This window comes from Arsenicibacter sp. R0_47 (genome assembly GCF_057652235.1).
The window spans coordinates 162,386-178,180 of the sequence record NZ_JBYFCJ010000005.1; the positions used below are offsets into that span (position 1 = coordinate 162,386).

11 protein-coding genes are annotated in these 15,795 nt (G+C 51.8%); 2 read left to right on the forward strand and 9 right to left on the reverse strand.

The features are described 5' to 3' along the window. Window positions 1-77: 77 nt before the first annotated feature. From AC23NW_RS12215 to AC23NW_RS12235, 5 genes are all read right to left on the reverse strand, one after another. Window positions 78-1,505: an ArnT family glycosyltransferase gene (locus tag AC23NW_RS12215; RefSeq protein WP_487449802.1), complete on the reverse strand. Its 1,428-nt coding sequence runs from the start codon at window positions 1,503-1,505 to the stop codon at window positions 78-80. A gap of 206 nt (window positions 1,506-1,711) precedes the next feature. Then, window positions 1,712-2,647, reverse strand: a complete 936-nt coding sequence (locus tag AC23NW_RS12220; RefSeq protein ID WP_487449803.1) for a hypothetical protein — start codon at window positions 2,645-2,647, stop codon at window positions 1,712-1,714. Window positions 2,648-2,663: 16 nt separating this feature from the next. Continuing rightward, entirely contained in the window at window positions 2,664-4,229 is a 1,566-nt protein-coding gene (locus tag AC23NW_RS12225; protein ID WP_293835046.1) for a flavin monoamine oxidase family protein, read from the reverse strand. A gap of 152 nt (window positions 4,230-4,381) precedes the next feature. Next, a complete protein-coding gene (locus tag AC23NW_RS12230; RefSeq protein WP_487449804.1) occupies window positions 4,382-5,566 on the reverse strand; it encodes a pyridoxal phosphate-dependent aminotransferase in 1,185 nt (394 codons plus the stop codon). 943 nt (window positions 5,567-6,509) lie between these two features. Next, complete coding sequence (locus AC23NW_RS12235; protein ID WP_487449805.1) at window positions 6,510-8,201, reverse strand: DUF6909 family protein; 1,692 nt, start codon at window positions 8,199-8,201, stop codon at window positions 6,510-6,512. Window positions 8,202-8,434: 233 nt separating this feature from the next. Between AC23NW_RS12235 and AC23NW_RS12240 the strand changes: the two genes are divergently transcribed. Beyond that, complete coding sequence (locus AC23NW_RS12240; RefSeq protein WP_487449806.1) at window positions 8,435-9,313, forward strand: DUF2279 domain-containing protein; 879 nt, start codon at window positions 8,435-8,437, stop codon at window positions 9,311-9,313. A 69-nt stretch (window positions 9,314-9,382) separates the two neighbouring features. Then, window positions 9,383-11,422, forward strand: a complete 2,040-nt coding sequence (locus AC23NW_RS12245; RefSeq protein WP_487449808.1) for a M3 family metallopeptidase — start codon at window positions 9,383-9,385, stop codon at window positions 11,420-11,422. Window positions 11,423-11,513: 91 nt separating this feature from the next. On the opposite strand, the gene AC23NW_RS12250 is transcribed toward AC23NW_RS12245, so the two are convergent. The 4 genes from AC23NW_RS12250 to AC23NW_RS12265 form a co-directional block, all read right to left on the reverse strand. Continuing rightward, window positions 11,514-12,287 (reverse strand): LytR/AlgR family response regulator transcription factor, encoded by a 774-nt coding sequence (locus AC23NW_RS12250; RefSeq protein ID WP_487449809.1) that lies wholly within the window; start codon window positions 12,285-12,287, stop codon window positions 11,514-11,516. A gap of 74 nt (window positions 12,288-12,361) precedes the next feature. Then, the gene (locus AC23NW_RS12255; protein ID WP_487449811.1) at window positions 12,362-13,276 is read right to left on the reverse strand and encodes a sensor histidine kinase; all 915 of its coding nucleotides are present in this window, start codon (window positions 13,274-13,276) and stop codon (window positions 12,362-12,364) included. A gap of 11 nt (window positions 13,277-13,287) precedes the next feature. After that, the gene (locus AC23NW_RS12260; protein ID WP_487449812.1) at window positions 13,288-14,061 is read right to left on the reverse strand and encodes a GIN domain-containing protein; all 774 of its coding nucleotides are present in this window, start codon (window positions 14,059-14,061) and stop codon (window positions 13,288-13,290) included. Between the two features lie 195 nt (window positions 14,062-14,256). Next, window positions 14,257-15,780 (reverse strand): alpha-amylase family glycosyl hydrolase, encoded by a 1,524-nt coding sequence (locus AC23NW_RS12265; RefSeq protein ID WP_487449814.1) that lies wholly within the window; start codon window positions 15,778-15,780, stop codon window positions 14,257-14,259. Window positions 15,781-15,795: the final 15 nt, after the last annotated feature.

Here is a 15,795-nt window from a genome sequence, read left to right on the forward strand (position 1 = left end):
GAATACAGGTGCAATTTAGTGGTGGCACGATTTTAACAGCTTTGGCTGCCGGTCGTGCCACCACTTTTTTATGCCCTTTACCGCTTATACACCCCAAACCGGCCATCAGTATAGGTCCGGCGGAAATCGCCGAGTTGGGTGGTGTTTTCATCAGGTACATAGTCTGCCCGGTCATTTTTATAATCAACCAGCATAAAACGGAGGTTTTGGGCTTTAGCCCAGGCTGCGAGCCGCTCTGTATTGCGTTCTGATTCGTTAAACTGGAACAGAAAACTTTCGTATGCAATCAGTTTCCCATAGCGCTCATAATCGTTGAAAAAAAACGTAAGCGGCACCAGGCCACTGGAGCCGGCCGGAAGCTGTGTCCGTAATGACGCGTATGCGTCGGGTAAATAGGGTTTCGAGAAATTCTTGTAAATGATCTCAATAATCCCGTAAAAACCGATGATAAAATAAGCGGCCAGAACAACGTATAAACCACGGTTCCGGAACGGGTTGATACGGTATAACTCATAAAGCAGCACAAACATAAGCGGCATAAACAGAACGGTATACAAACCGGAATTCTTCTTGGTAATCAGCCAGAACGCAATAAGCTGACACAAAAAATATACGGTTAGTTTTACCGGTAATTTCCGGATAAACGCCCGTTGGGTGTAACCGACAAAGAGCAGGAGGAGCGAAAGTGCCAGTACTTCGAGCGGCTGGAAAAACATTTTCGGATAGGTCAGCATAACCGTCAGTTTTGACCAGAGACCAAACGCATTCTGGGTCGCCGGATCGTGCCGGAACTGGTAGTACCACACCGACAGGCCATTGGGTGCCATAAACACATCAATGAAGTAACACAGGCTGACCAGACCAGTACAGATTCCGAAAATCAGGGCTGATTTGTAATCACGGAGGTACAACAGCATGACAAACCCGGCAAAACTGTAGATGGCTCCGTTGAGGTGAGTCAGAAAGGCTACACCGGCGAGGATACCGGCTAGCACCACCCGAAACGGTTTGGTCTGAGAGCCATTAAGGCATAGAAAGGATCCGAAACCTAATGCAGCGAGCATCATTTCCGGCCGGTTCTCGAAGCTCATTTTGATCAGCAACCGGTTTGAAAAAATCAGGATCAGGATAGCAAGCAGGTAAAAAGACGACCGGGACTGTTCTCTTTTATAGACATACGCGCCGATCTCCAGCACCATGATCAGGAAAAAAATCAGTCCGCTGAACTGAACGGCCACCAGGTTATTGCCGAATAAAGCCATCAGCGCAGCACCCACCGCCAGGAACAGCTTGTGGCTGACCAGTAGCTGTTTATCCCAGTCCAGCACGCCGGTAAAGAAGTTGGACCTGACGATGCCTGTCTCCTTGAGCCAATAGGATTGTTCGGCAAACCAGGCATCGTCGCCGGTGGGATTGCGGTAAATGTACGTTGCCGCAGACAGGCATATAAGTACGATCAGGGCGACAGTAAGCTTTACTGTAGAGAAGTTAACGTGATTTTTCAAACGGATAGATGATAAGATTTTAGTAGGCCGAAAGGCGGGGATTTATAGAATTGCTGGTCGTGGATGATTGCCCAAAGATACGGTAAAACTTTAACTATGGCTTCGGTTACATCATAACTTACCTGAATTCAGGTTTTGGCAGGGAGATAAAAAAAACGCCCGGAAAAGACTGACCGGGCGTTTATGAAAAGGAATATAGAATTAGCTTACTGTTTGTCTAAAGTAACCATGCCATTGATCACCGATAGCCCGTTTTGGGTGGCTATCGAGTATACACGGTTGGTCTGGCGGGCATTAGCGTGTGTCGCCACGACCTCGGCCAGTTGATAGCTGCTGCCATTGGCAACGAAAACGTAATCACCTTTGGTCAGCGAGCCCATGGCCTTGCGACCGGCTGCTGTCAGGATCGGGTGATTGGCGGTTGCTTCGAGCATCATCAGGGTATGACCTGTATTTTTTGCTGCCAGTACACTTTCTGCCGGACGAACCACAACCTGAGTAAGTGCAAACGCGCCTTCGTGAACGGTTACGGCCGTTACGGTCTGATCCCCGAAACCGGCAATCACGTCACCCGACTGAATGGCATCCATGCGTTTTTCGAGGCCGTTTGCCAGCGAAACATAGGTGTCAGCCGGAAAACAGAACTCATTGTGGTCTTTTTCGCCGGCTTTAGCGCCTTCCGCTTTGGCTCCCCCCGAAAATTCGCGGGACAAGGCAAAGGCCAGGCATACGGCAAAACCGTCAGCCTGTTTGGCACCGTCTTTCAGATCGTCGATGTACTGCCCCCAGATCGCTTTGTCGGCCAATGTGTTCGGGATGCAAACCAGCAACGGTTTCGGGCTCTTCGACCAGGTGAAAACGGCGAGGCTCCCGACCGACTTCATGTCTTCGGCGCCGAAGAGACTGTACAGGTAGACCTTGCGTTCCAGCCCGTCACTAAACTTAAAGGTATACGGCGGTTTCTCGTCGTTACGGTCAAACACCAGGCCACCCGACTTAAAGTACGAGTCTTTTTCAAGGTTTTTAAACGTAGCGGCTTTTGCGGCCGTAAACTCCGCGGTGGTGATGCCGCGCTTTTCTTCCTGTGCCCATGCCGCGACGTTTATCAGCAGGGCGAGACTTACGTAAAGGAGTTTTTTCATGGTTTACTCTGGTAAATTATTTACCGTTAATAGCTGCTGTCTGACTAACTCGTTTGTGTAATTGCCCGACCACCATCCGTGCCGATTCAAGAGCGCCGGCCATCCAGGCGGTCAGGTAGCTGACGTGTTCGCCGGCAAAGTAAATATCATCGTCGGGCCGGGTCAGTGCTTTGTAGTGGCGGTTCCGCGCTTCGGTCGACCAGTTGGCCCAGCCGCCCTGATTATACGGGATTTTCTGCCATGCCAGCGAGAACGACGAGGCAAATTCCTGTTTATACTGCGGGTGAATTTTGCCGCCTTGTTCCAGCGCCAGGGCTTCCCGTTCTTTCAGCGACATGTTCCCGAGCTTTACGGCTTTTTCGTTGAAGTTGTAATACCCCCAGAGCACCCCGCCTTTACCCATAATGTCCTGCGACGGGTAAATGATCTGGTTGATGTCCATGTTGGTTTTCGACAGACCACCATAAATGTGGTCATCTTCTTCCCAGAAACGCCGTTTGAACGCCAGACCGATTTTGCCGGTATTGACATAGGGTACAAAGTCGGCAGCACGCTGAACGGCAGGGGACAAATCAGACGGAATTTTGCGCAGTACCGGCAGCGGAATCGCACAGATGGCATAATCGCCGGTCAGTTCTTTTTTGGCACCGGTTTTCTTGTCGGTATAAACCACCCGCACCCCGGGCTGCGTTTTCCGGATTTCGGTAATTTCAGCTCCGTACAGAATCTTACCGGCGAGCTGTTTTTCAAAGGCTTTCGGAATCTCGTCCATGCCATTGGGCGGCTGTAGCATGGGCGGTTGCTGATACAGGGTATATTCGCCGTAGTTCGACAGGGAGGGGTGGAAAATTCCCGACCGGATGTAATCGAGCAGGCGGTGGGCCTCGCTGAATTCACCCGGGGCGTCACCCGCGCCCTGCGGTGTTTTGAAGCCCCGCCGTTCGGTACTTTTGTAGAGCAGATCCGGACTCAGATCGCCTTCCATACGCAGGAACTCGGTGAGCTGTTCCACATCATCTTTGGTCATTGCACTGTCGAGCGACTGCTGATTAGCCACTTTGGCAAGCAGTTCGGCCGTAAAGCCCCGTAGGTCATTGTGAAATTCCCGTTGGCGGATTGCGCGGTTGGCCAGCGGACCGCTGCCTTCCATGTAGAGGTAAGCCGATTCATTTACGTTCAGAAACGGCACCAGCTTCACCCCCAGTTCGCGGCAGTATTGCAGCGTCAGCGCATGGGTATGCGGAATGCGGCCGGCCCCGGCATTGAAAAATAGTCCCTGATCATACTGACAGGACTGGGCCGTTCCGCCGGTTTCGGTTTCGGTTGTACCTTTCCGGACCGTCCATACACGGCCACCGACCCGTGAGCGGGCTTCGAGTATGGTACATTGGTAGCCCAGTTTGCCCAGCTCATACGCCGAACATAAACCAGCCAGACCGCCCCCTAAGATCAATACTTTTTTGCCAACGACCGTCCGCTCAAGGGCAAACGCGCTGGCCGGTGCTTCCGGAATCATGCCCAGACCCATAAGGCCAAGCGAACCCAGACCGGAGCGTTCAAGAAAATCACGCCTGGTTAACATACAAAATCAAATTTGTTGGAAGGTAAACAAAGGGCCAGGCGAGGCCAAACATGGAGATAAAGATAGCAAAATTCACTATTGAGTGCTTGAGCGAATGAGTGAATTGCGAGGTTTTATCGCTCATTCACTCATTCACAATTCACTCAATGGACTTAGCTTACCACTTTCTGGAAAGCTCCTGCGAAGGCTTTCATCTGGTCAAGCGTGCCGATGCTTACCCGACACCAGTGCTGGTTGTCGAATTCCCAGCGGCGGACGCTGACGCCTTCTTCCATCATCTTCGCCATAAAGGGTTGACTCTTCATGCGAAGCGGGAATAAAACAAAGTTTGTTGATGAAGGTAGCCAACTGTAGTCGGCTTGTTTTAAGAAGTCGTATAAGAACTTCTTCGATTCATTTGTTTTCTGAAGTGCAAAATTCTGGAATCCGGTGTCTGCTAAGCTCGCAAGAGCCGCAGCCGCCGACGGTGTAGAGATGGAAAAACCACCTGAGCAGTATTTCCGGAGTTCTTTAATCATCGCTGGCTGAGCAATGGCGTAACCTACGCGGAGGCCGGCAAATGCGTGCAGCTTTGACATAGTGCGAAGCACGATGACGTTTTGTCCTTTACGGATGCAGTCGACCATGCTGTCAGTTTTCGGGTTAGGCGCATAGTCAATGTAGGCTTCATCTACCAGAACCGGAGCCTTTGGCGACATGCTTTCGCAGAACGAACGCAGTTGTTCAGCTGGCAGCATGACACCGGTCGGGTTGTTCGGGTTACAGATATAGACCAGACTTGTCTGCGACGACACGCGGGGTGCCATGGCGTTCAGGTCGTATTGATAGTCTTTGGTTAGCGCAACTTTATCAAGCTGCATGCCGCTGTTGTCACTCTTGTCGTCCCGGTTTGAGATGTAGCAGGGATCTGCCATCAGGATTTTTCCTTTCGTGGCCGCCATCATGACGCTGGCCGACAACAATTCTGATGATCCCGCACCAAGCAGGATATAATCTTCTGAAACACCGGCCTGTTCGGCAATCACTTTCCGGAGTTCCATCACAACCGGACCGGCGTACATGAAGGAAGAGTCAACGGATTTAATGAGTGCTTCCTTTGCTTTTGCTGAAGGTCCCCACGGGTTTTCGTTGGCCGACAGCCGGGCTTTCAGTTGCGGGGCTGCTGCCAGAGCGGCTTCGAAGGCAAGCTCACGTTCGCGGTCAGCATACACCGTACCATAAGGGCCGGTCAGTGCGGTAGCGTAAGCTTCGTTAACAAATGCAGGCAGAGCCATGGTACCGGCTGATGCTAACAGACCGGATTTCAACCACTGACGACGAGATAAAGAATTTGACATAACTACGCTTGTGTTAGGTTGCGGTTAATGATTTGTAATTCGAACCGGTTAAAGTCAGAGATAAATCGTCTTGCCTGGATTCTCGTAAAGCATGCCTGCAATCATTTGTTGCTGCTGCGACACAAAAGTAATAAAGTTCAATTTATATGTTGCATAAAGAAGTTTGATTTTTTGGTATTTTTTTGAAAAAGTCTGTTAAGTGAAGAAATATTGGTTAAAAAGTGGCCTATATACTGCAAAAAAAGTGAGAAATTAATAAATATAGGTTTTTGTATATATGGTCAGGATATTCTTTTCGCTAACTATATATACTTGTGATTTAGAATAAAAATTGGTTAAAATGTAGAAATACTTTAAAGAAAATCTGAAATTTAGGTAAATGTTAAAATAATATGCCTTGAAATTTGATTAATGACTATGGATTGTATAAGTTAGCTCATGTAATCGGAAAAAATACAATTTAGCATTGGTCTATAAAATCCTTTTGGCCGCACTTGAAGGATTATTATATACGCTAACCAACCCTGCAAAAGCTCAGTTTTTGTAGAAAAGCTGTTGGTTACCGAAAAATTCTCAAAACAGAACTATTGAATTAATCATCCGGCAGGATGATACGATACGGAGAGTTAACTCTCTTGCCTGGTCACGCTTGCCCGATTGTCGCCGGGAATGGGGGACAAATGCGGCCTGTTCTTCGGCCCCGTCGCAATCGGGTTAAGCGTGCTTCAATAATGAAATAATTGTAATACAAGTTAATGATCCGGGTTCTGCTCAGAATAGAAGAAGCTATTTGTTATAAACTAGTAATAGCGTATTAACAGGTTGATTATCATAGAATTCATTCGCAGAAAAAAATAAACTAGTTCACAGAACCCGTAAAAAGGGAAAGCGGCATGGCTCACGAGCCATGCCGCTTTTTATGTCGGGAAGAGGTGATACTCCGCTACTTAAAAATCTTTTCCAGGCATTTTACCGTGATCACATAAGTAGGTTTGACGCCGATCGTGCCCAGACTGCCGGAAGCCAGGGTCGCACCGGTAATAAGCGGGTTATCCGAGGCATAGTATGCATACCGCACCTTCACATTAGCGGCAATGCTTTTCCGGATTTTGGCCTGTGCCTGAATGGCTTTCTGGTAATGAGCGCCTTCCATCTCAAGCCCGATGGCCTGCCACGATGAGTTTTTGAAGTAGCTCAGTACATCCTTATTCTGCAACGACGTGCCCAATACCGTAATCATGGCTCCTTCAAAAGCGTCGATGCCATATTCATCAAAGTCTGCTTTTGTGAAGTCATTGTCCAGCGGATAGTTGTCGGCGGTGCCTTCGAAGATGTGCGCGGTCGGAATCATCAGATCGCCCTTATCGCCGGTCAGGATACCGGCTTTGCCCATGATCGAAATCGATGCTACGTTCAGCGGAAACGACTCGCCGTTGATTTTGAACGGTTTGAGCAGTTCGTCCATTGTTTCAAACGCCTGTTCGCCGAATGCATAATCCATCACCAGCAGCAGGGGTTTTTCGGTGGCGATGCTCTCCGGATTATGGATAATGTCGGGCGACAGCTTCGCAATCTCGATGTCGGCTGTATCAATCAGCTGCACAAGCAGGCTGGTGCCGGCCTGATCTTCGAGCACATGCAGGCCATGCTCACGCGCATAATTGAACACCTGCTGACCCAATGCCCGCTGCGACGGCTGGCTGAGGGTCAGGGCGAGGTCATAGATAGAGTCCCAGGACACGCTGTCGGCCAGGGCTGCCGGGGCATAGAGGCTGTTGACAACGCTGTGCGGGTTGGCACTGATAATATGGATCGGCCGCTCCTGCAGGCCCTGTTCCCAGATGTATTCCTTGATGCGGTTGGCCCAGCGTTCGCCGTAGAGGTGTTGACCAATGCGTTCGCGCAGCATCAGCGTGAAGTTAATTTCGCGGTCGATGCCTTCGTTTGCTTCGCGGATCGAGGTTTTGCCGAGGCCGTACACGATCTGAAAAAGACCGGTATTGGTGCCGGCCGTTTCATCAAAACGCTGGTAGGCCTGCTGCGTTTCCTCAAAGGTCCGGCCCAGAATCGAGCTCAGGTAGGTCAGCGCGAGTTCGCGTTCATCCTCGGCAACCTTTCCGCCCGATTGCACAATGGCCTCCAGTTTTTCCCATTCCCTTTGTTTGCTGCCACGGCCTTCAAAGGCGTTACGCCGGATTTTGTCGGCTTCCATGTACATAAACGTCAGGTGGGTCAGGATATCGTAGATTTCACTGCGGCCGTTGGTGACTTCAATGACCATCTGCTCCTGATCGATCCGGTAGCAGTTACGGCGGCGTTTGGCCGGAATCAGGACCGGAAAATGGGAGTGTTCATACCCTTCTTTCGACGCCAGGGTAATAATCCGGCAGGCCTCGATGCCTTTCGGTAGGCGGTCCATGACGTAGACAAGGCCGTCGAGTTCGACGCGCTGCGGGTCGTTGACCGAGCCGTAAATTTCGGGATTCAGGGTCAGCAGGGCCCGCCGCATTTCTTCGGCTGATACGCCTGACGGTTTATAAAAGCCACGGTTAAATAATTGACGCATCGAGATGTACAATCGTTCGATGGCGGTGCGCGATGCCTGCGCGCGCGTTAGAGGCGGAGACTGATGCATGAGTGGGTAATGACTTCGTGATGGGCGAAAGATACGGCGATTCCGGCTGATTTACGATGGGGAAACAGATTATCAAACCGTAATCGTCCGCGGCAGGCCGTTGGCTCAGGCGGCCAAAAACTTTCGGAGGCGGGAGAGCGGCTGTCAGTTTTTTGCCCGAACTTCGCGGCATGAGTAACGTGCGGAAAACCATATGGATGGGGTTGGCCGGCTGGCTGTTGATATGTCCGGTAATGGCGCAATCACTCACACCGGTCGTGACGCCGCCCGAACCGGCGGGGATCAATAAAGGCCGGTTTATCGGGGTGGTGGCCGGTACGGCTGTGTTTTACGGCCTGACCCTGCTGATGCTGAAGAAACAGTGGTATAAAAAAAGTGTGCCGTTTCATACCTTCAACGACAACCGGGAATGGTTGCAGATGGACAAGGTGGGGCATTCGGCGACGGCCTACCTGATGAGCCGTGGCGGCTACGAGCTTTTTCGGTGGAGTGGAGTCAACGAACGGGCATCTATTCTGACCGGTGGCCTGCTGGCGCTGCTGTTTCAATCGACGCTGGAAGTCTATGACGGCTATTCGGAAGGCTGGGGCTTTTCGAAGGGCGATATGGTGGCCAATGTGGCCGGTACGGCCTTGTTTGTCGGGCAGCAGTATGCATGGGGCGAGCAAAAGGTGAACCTGAAATACGGCTGGCGCAAAAGCATCTATGCGCAATACCGCCCGAACCTGCTGGGCAAGACAACCGGTGTACAGCTGCTGAAGGATTACAATGCCCAGCAATACTGGTTGTCGATGAATGTGGCGTCGGTGTTGCCGGTGGGCCCGCAGTTTCCGCGCTGGCTTAATCTGGCCGTTGGCTACAGCGGGAGCGGAATGATCGGCGGGCATGAAAATCCGCGGGTGCTGGATGCGTCCGGCAAGGAACTGCATTTTGAGCGCTACCGGCAGTTCTTTCTCTCACCGGACGCTGATTTTTCCCGCATCCGGACCCTGAACCCCTCGTGGCAGCGGTTTATCGGTACCGCCCAGTTTATGAAAATTGCGGCCCCTTCGCTGGAATACAACCGCCTCAACGGCTTACGGTTTCACCCGTTGCTGGTCGGGAAGGAGTAGCGGCGGCCAAACTTATTACCGGCAAATAATGTAGTATCTGTACGTATTGACTTAAATAACAACGTGGTTATGCTTGATAATCCCTTATTGCAGCCGTTTCAGACCCCGCACGAAACGGCTCCTTTTGACCTGATAAAAAACGAACATTTTCTGCCGGCCCTGCATGAAGCGCTGGCCGAAGGACGTAAAGAAATAGAGGCGATTACGGGTAATCCGGATGCGCCGACGTTTGAAAACACCATTGTAGCACTCGAACATTCGGGCTTTCTGCTGAATCGCGTAGCCTCGGTGCTGTTTAACCTGAATGCGGCTGAAACCAGTGCAGAAATTCAGGAAATTGTCCGGACCGCTTCCCCGCTGCTGAGTGAGTATGGCAACGACGTAACGCTGAATGAAGCCCTGTTTGCCCGGATCAAAGCTGTCTGGGACACGCGTGAGACCCTGAGCCTTGACCCTGAAAGCAGCATGCTGCTCGAAAAAGCCTACAAGCGTTTTGCCCGCAACGGCGCCAATCTGGACGAGGCCGGTAAGGAACGGCTGCGGGAGATTGACAAGGAACTGTCCCGCTTATCGCTGCAATTCGGTGAAAACGTGCTGAACGAAACCAACGAGTATCAACTGGTTGTGACAGACGAGCGGGATCTCGCCGGTCTGCCGGATTTTGCCCTCGAAAGTGCCAAAGCACTGGCCACGGCAAAGGGTGTTGACGGCTGGCTGTTTACGCTCCAGATGCCAAGCTACATGCCGTTTATGCAGTATGCCGACAACCGTGAATTGCGTAAAAAACTGTTCATCGACTATAACAGCCGTGGTAGCCGGGGCAATAAAAACGATAACCAGGAGATCATTCAGCAAACCGTAGCGCTGCGCCACGAACGGGCCAATCTGCTGGGGTATAAAACCCACGCCGATTTTGTGTTGGAAGAAAGCATGGCGGGTTCGAGCGATAAGGTACAGTCGTTTCTGAATGAGCTGGTAGAGTATGCGAAACCGGCCGCCGAAGCACAGCTGGCCGAACTGAATGCCTATGCGAACGCCAATGGCTTTGCCGGTGACAGCGTTCAGCAGTGGGATTACGCCTATTACAGTGAAAAACTGAAAAAGGAAAAATACGAGCTGGACGATGAAACCCTGAAGCCGTACTTTGAACTGGATAACGTGCTGGAAGGGGTTTTTCTGGTCGCCAATAAGCTCTATGGTCTGACTTTCACCGAAAACAAGGCCATACCGGTGTATCATCCGGAGGTGAAAGCCTACGAGGTATTCGATGCTGACGGCAAATTTCTGTCGGTATTCTACGGCGACTATTTTCCGCGCGAAGGCAAACGGGCCGGTGCCTGGATGAACGACGTGCAGGGGCAGAAGATCGTTAACGGGGTGAACATCCGTCCGCACATTGTCAATGTCTGTAATTTCAGCCGCCCGACGGAGACCAAACCGTCGCTGCTGACGTTTATGGAGGTTACGACCCTGTTCCATGAGTTCGGCCACGCGCTGCACGGTATGCTGGCCAACGGACAATACGAAAGCCTGAGCGGAACCAACGTGCCGCGCGACTTCGTGGAGCTGCCGTCGCAGGTGATGGAGAACTGGTGTTATGAACCGGAAGCCCTTAAGCTGTTCGCCCGACATTACCAGACCGGTGAGGTGATCCCGAATGAGCTGATCGATAAAATCAAAGCCAGCCAGAATTTCATGGCCGGTATGGCTAACCTGCGTCAGTTGCGGTTTGGTCTGACCGACATGTACTGGCATAATCAGGCACCAACCGGCGAATCCGTTTCGGCCGTTGAAGGCCGGATTGATGCGCTGGTACAGCTACTGCCACGGGTGGAGGGGGTAGCCTTCAGTCCGTCGTTCTCGCATATTTTTGCCGGTGGGTATTCGGCTGGTTATTATAGTTATAAGTGGTCGGAAGTGCTCGATGCCGATGCCTTCGATGCGTTCATGGAAAACGGCGGACTCAACAATAAAGCGGTGGCCGACAGTTTCCGGAAGTTTGTGCTGGAAAAGGGCGGCAGTGAAAAGCCGATGGACCTGTACAAGAAGTTCCGGGGCCGCGAACCGTCGCCGAAAGCTATGCTCCGCCGGAGCGGTTTACTGGCATAAACGAAGTTTACCACATAGCCTCATCGCGTACATCAGTAACCAAACTATGTTTTCTATGTGGCTATGTGGTAAAATTTTATTGTTTAAGTGCTTAATTATTAAGCCATTGTTTAAAGCCGTCCACCCGCTCGCGGCTGACAAAAATTTCTTCGTCGGCGGGGCGGTTTTTAAGCCACAGCCGGAGCCGGCCGTTAAAATAGGGCTCAATACGCTCGATGGCCGACAGGTGGCAGATGTATTTGCGGCTGATGCGGTAAAACAGCTTCGGATCAAGTTTCGGGGCCAGTTCATCCAGCGTTTCGTCAATGACGTATTTCCGGGACTGGGTGGTGACCAGAAAAATCACTTTGTCGTCGGCGTAGGCATATAGCACATCAGCTGTATCCACCACATCAAAACGGCCGTTCTGCCTGATCAGAAACCGGTTTTTGTACTGAATTGGTTTAATGCCATACGTCTCCAGCATATTGATCAGACTATCAGACATTGCTCCCCGCTGCCGTTGCCGGAATTTATCAATTGCCGTTTTCAGCTCGTCTAATTCAATGGGTTCCAGCAGGTAATCAACGCTGTTCACCTTGAAGGCTTTCAGCGCATATTCGTCGTAGGCAGTGGTAAAGATCACCGGCGTATCAATCGCGACCTGCTGGAAAATCTCGAAACTCAGCCCGTCGGCCAACTGAATATCCATCAGGAGTAAATCGGGTTTGAGGGCCATGTTGTCCGGCAGCTGTTCCCACCACCTGACGGCTCCCCGGACGGTATCAATCTGGCCCACCACGCGCAGGTCAGGGGCCGCTTCGTTCAGCAGCGATTGGATGCGTTTGACGGCAAGTGGTTCATCTTCAATAATTAATACGTTCATAGTAATGGTAGTTTAACCGTAAAAGCCGTATCGGTCTGGCTGATGGTGACCGGTCGGTCGGCGGCAAGCTGGGCTTAGCGGTTTTGCAGGTTCTTCAGGCCAATGCCCGTCGAATCGGTACCCAGTCTGCCTTTGGGCTGAAAGTTATTCGTAATCACCAGAAACTGTTCTTCCGTAGCCACCTGTACGTGCAGGGGACGTTCGCGGGAGCATTCGTTGTGCTTGAGCGCGTTTTCAAGCAATGTCAGCAGTCCCTGGGTCACCACCCGTTTTTGCCGGTCAGTATCGGGCAGATCGAAGTCATACGAAAAATTGTCTCCAAACCGCATCTGGTTGATAAACAGATAGGATTCGGCAACTTTAAGCTCCGTAGCCAGTTCGACGGTATTCTGGTCGGCATGTTGCAGGCTATAGCGGAATACCTTCGATAAGCGTTCTACAAACTGCACCGATTTTGCCGGGTCTTCGGGAATGAGCGCGCTCAGGATATTCAGCGAATTGAACAGAAAGTGCGGGTTCACCTGATTTTTCAGCGATTCAAATTCGGCTTTCAGAGCCGCCTGTTTCAACCCTTCTTCCATCAGCAACAGGCTTTTCCAGCGCTGCACAAACGACCGCAGCGAGTAAATCGCCGTAACGCCCGCCGCAATAACGCTGAAAAGGCCGATGTTATACACATAGTCGATGGCAGTCAGGTGGACCCCGATGAGCCACTCGAATGTAATGGTAGCAATTGACCCGACCAACGCGGCCAGAAAAACGCTGGAAGAAACCATGTTGGCAATGATTTGCTTGGGCGTCAGTCGTTCGGCCGAGCGGGTGATGAGGTAATTAATCGACAACGCCAGCGACCGGTAAATGATCATGGCCGACAGCAGTACCAGGCCAATGATTTGCAGCCGTGTTGACAGCGGCAGTGGAGTGTCAATAAAGAGGAGAAAGGTAATGACTCCGGCAGCGGGGATGATCAGTTTCGCAAATCGGCGCATATATAACGGAGTTAAACGCGGCTGACAGAACTGGCGCCTGCCGATTTGACATGCATCATCGGCTCTCCCTGATACTGCACCCGGCTGGCTCCGGCCAGTTCGGCCGTCAGCTGTTTGCTGACTTTTACCCGTGCCGAACAGGCGCCTGCCAGCTCAAGACCGGCTATTTCAGTCGCATAGTGCAGGGCGTGCAGCGATGAGGCCCCCGTAATTTCAGCGTTCAGGTGCTGCCCCGTTCCCTGTAGTGTGAGGCGGGAGGCGCCGGTGATTTCCGTACTTAAAAAGCCGACACTTCCCTCAAATGAGACATTCGAAGCGCCGGTAATGTTCATGTCGAGCGAGGCCAGATCCGTGAACCCATTGACCTGCACCACGTTGGCACCGGAAATCTCCAGATGCCGCAGGGTTGGTGTTGTGATGGTGATAAACAGCGATTTATGATGACCCCATGCCTTCAGGAAAAAGCGGTTACCGATTTTCAGGGTCTGGCCGTATTGCCGGACACGGAGCCACGACAGGGCTTTGCGGCTGCCCCGTAGCTTGAGCGTAGTCTCATGACCGCACAGCACCAACACATGTAGTGCGCCCGAGAGATCAATGGTATCAAAGGGGCTGATGGTGACGGTCTCGCTGTTTTCCTCCTCGGAGGCCGTGTCGATCTGCCACCAGACGGTAGCCATGAGTGTCAGCAGCCCGACGGAGACAATGACGATCTGAAAATACTGGTTAGCAGGGTTGGTCGACATCAGTTCCATGCTGAGGATCGAACCGGTAAATGCGTTCATACCTGTTGTTCGTTTTGCTGCTACAAAGATGGCAGCTAACCAACCGAACCACAACCGGCAAACGACGAAGTGTAGAAAATTGCTGACGAGCAGCTTCTTTTACAGGTTTACCACATAGCTACATAGAAAACAAAGATTTATTCTCAGGTGTTCTATGCAACTATATGGTAAATGAATGAAACCGTTGATCAGGGATCAGGCTTCGAGCAGGGCACAGCCGTAAGCCGGTAGCCGGAGCGTACCGTCTGACAAGGCTGTACCCTCGTTTGTCTGGAAAATAATCGTATTGAATGCGTCTTCAGTTGGCGAAAAGACTACGTCGATAGCATTTCCGCTCAGGTTTTGCACAACCAGCAGTCGCTGTTCGCCGGAGCACCGGATAAATGCAACAATGCCCTCCTGCCGGATACCGGCGTATTCGAGGCGGCTGAGGTTATTGTTCAGTACCGGATGCTGATTCCGGAAGTGGATTAGTCGCCGGTAGTGATGATACAGTGAATTCGGGTCTTTCATCTGCTGAGCCAGCGGGCGTACCGTCCGGCTCGTCGAGTGGCGGGGCCTACGCCAGCGGGCACGTTGCCGGTCGTTTTTGCCAATGTCCCACACAAACGGTTCGCGGATGCATTCGTCCGGCTTAGGGCCGAGCATTCCGATTTCCTCCCCGTAGTACATGTAGGGATTACCCGGCAGCGTCATGAGCAGATTGGCCCCGACTTTCAGATGGTCAATGTTGCCTTTCAGCGACGAGCCAATGCGCTCCTGATCGTGGTTCGACAGAATCAGGGCGTCGATAAACTGCGGGTTGACATTGCTGAAAGCAGCGTGCACGTCGGTCAGATACGGAATGATGGATTCGGTATCGGCCTCGTTGCGGATGATTTCGACCAGTGCCAGCTGGAGGTCAAAGTTGAAGTTGGCGTGCAGGCCACGGAAATAGGGCGCGATGCGTTCGGGGCGGGTCCAGACCTCGCCGATCAGGTACACATCGGGTTTCACCGTTTCCATTTCCTGCCGGAACTCCACCCAGAACGCATGGTTTTTCGGCTCTTCCCAGTCCGGATAAATGTGGCGGGCCGCGTCAAGCCGGAATCCGTCGACCCCGATTTCGCCCAACCAGTATTTTCCCGCCTTATAAATCTCACGCCGCACATTCGGGTTGTCGTAGTTCAAGTCGGGCATGCCGCTCCAGAACAGGGCGTAATACCGTTCGTCATAAGCAGATTTCGGTACTTTGTGCCACGGATTTTTTTCCTGCGAATCGGCCGTGATTTCACGGGTAGCGATGTTAAGGTCTTTAATCTGCTTCGGAGTCATCCAGACATACCAGTCCCGATACGGATTATCAGGCCCTTTGCAGGCTTCCAGAAACCACGGGTGCTGCCGGCTTGTGTGATTGATGACAAAGTCTACGATCACTTTAATGCCCCGGTTATGGGCCTCCTGTACGAGTCGTTTGAAGTCGTCAAGGGTGCCATATTCAGGGTCAATGCCGTAATAATCAACCACATCGTATTTGTGGTACGATGGCGAAGGGTTTACCGGCATCAGCCAGATGGCCGCAACGCCCAGGTCTTTCAGGTAATCGAGGTTGGCCGTTACGCCATTCAGATCGCCGATTGAGTCGCCGTTCGAGTCGGCAAACGCACGGACAAAGATTTCGTAGTGAACGCCGGTATGGCCCATTCTGGCCGCCGTAACGGATGCATTACTGGTTGTCATAGGTGTTTTCTGAAC

Excerpts from the sequence above, each read along its gene's own strand:
- AC23NW_RS12255 (WP_487449811.1), bottom strand. The coding sequence starts at position 13,276 with ATGCGCCGATTTGCGAAACTGATCATCCCCGCTGCCGGAGTCATTACC.
- AC23NW_RS12265 (WP_487449814.1), bottom strand. The coding sequence starts at position 15,780 with ATGACAACCAGTAATGCATCCGTTACGGCGGCCAGAATGGGCCATACC.
- AC23NW_RS12230 (WP_487449804.1), bottom strand. The coding sequence starts at position 5,566 with ATGTCAAATTCTTTATCTCGTCGTCAGTGGTTGAAATCCGGTCTGTTA.
- AC23NW_RS12250 (WP_487449809.1), bottom strand. The coding sequence starts at position 12,287 with ATGAACGTATTAATTATTGAAGATGAACCACTTGCCGTCAAACGCATC.
- AC23NW_RS12225 (WP_293835046.1), bottom strand. The coding sequence starts at position 4,229 with ATGTTAACCAGGCGTGATTTTCTTGAACGCTCCGGTCTGGGTTCGCTT.
- AC23NW_RS12260 (WP_487449812.1), bottom strand. The coding sequence starts at position 14,061 with ATGAACGCATTTACCGGTTCGATCCTCAGCATGGAACTGATGTCGACC.
- AC23NW_RS12220 (WP_487449803.1), bottom strand. The coding sequence starts at position 2,647 with ATGAAAAAACTCCTTTACGTAAGTCTCGCCCTGCTGATAAACGTCGCG.
- AC23NW_RS12240 (WP_487449806.1), top strand. The coding sequence starts at position 8,435 with ATGGCGCAATCACTCACACCGGTCGTGACGCCGCCCGAACCGGCGGGG.
- AC23NW_RS12235 (WP_487449805.1), bottom strand. The coding sequence starts at position 8,201 with ATGCATCAGTCTCCGCCTCTAACGCGCGCGCAGGCATCGCGCACCGCC.
- AC23NW_RS12245 (WP_487449808.1), top strand. The coding sequence starts at position 9,383 with ATGCTTGATAATCCCTTATTGCAGCCGTTTCAGACCCCGCACGAAACG.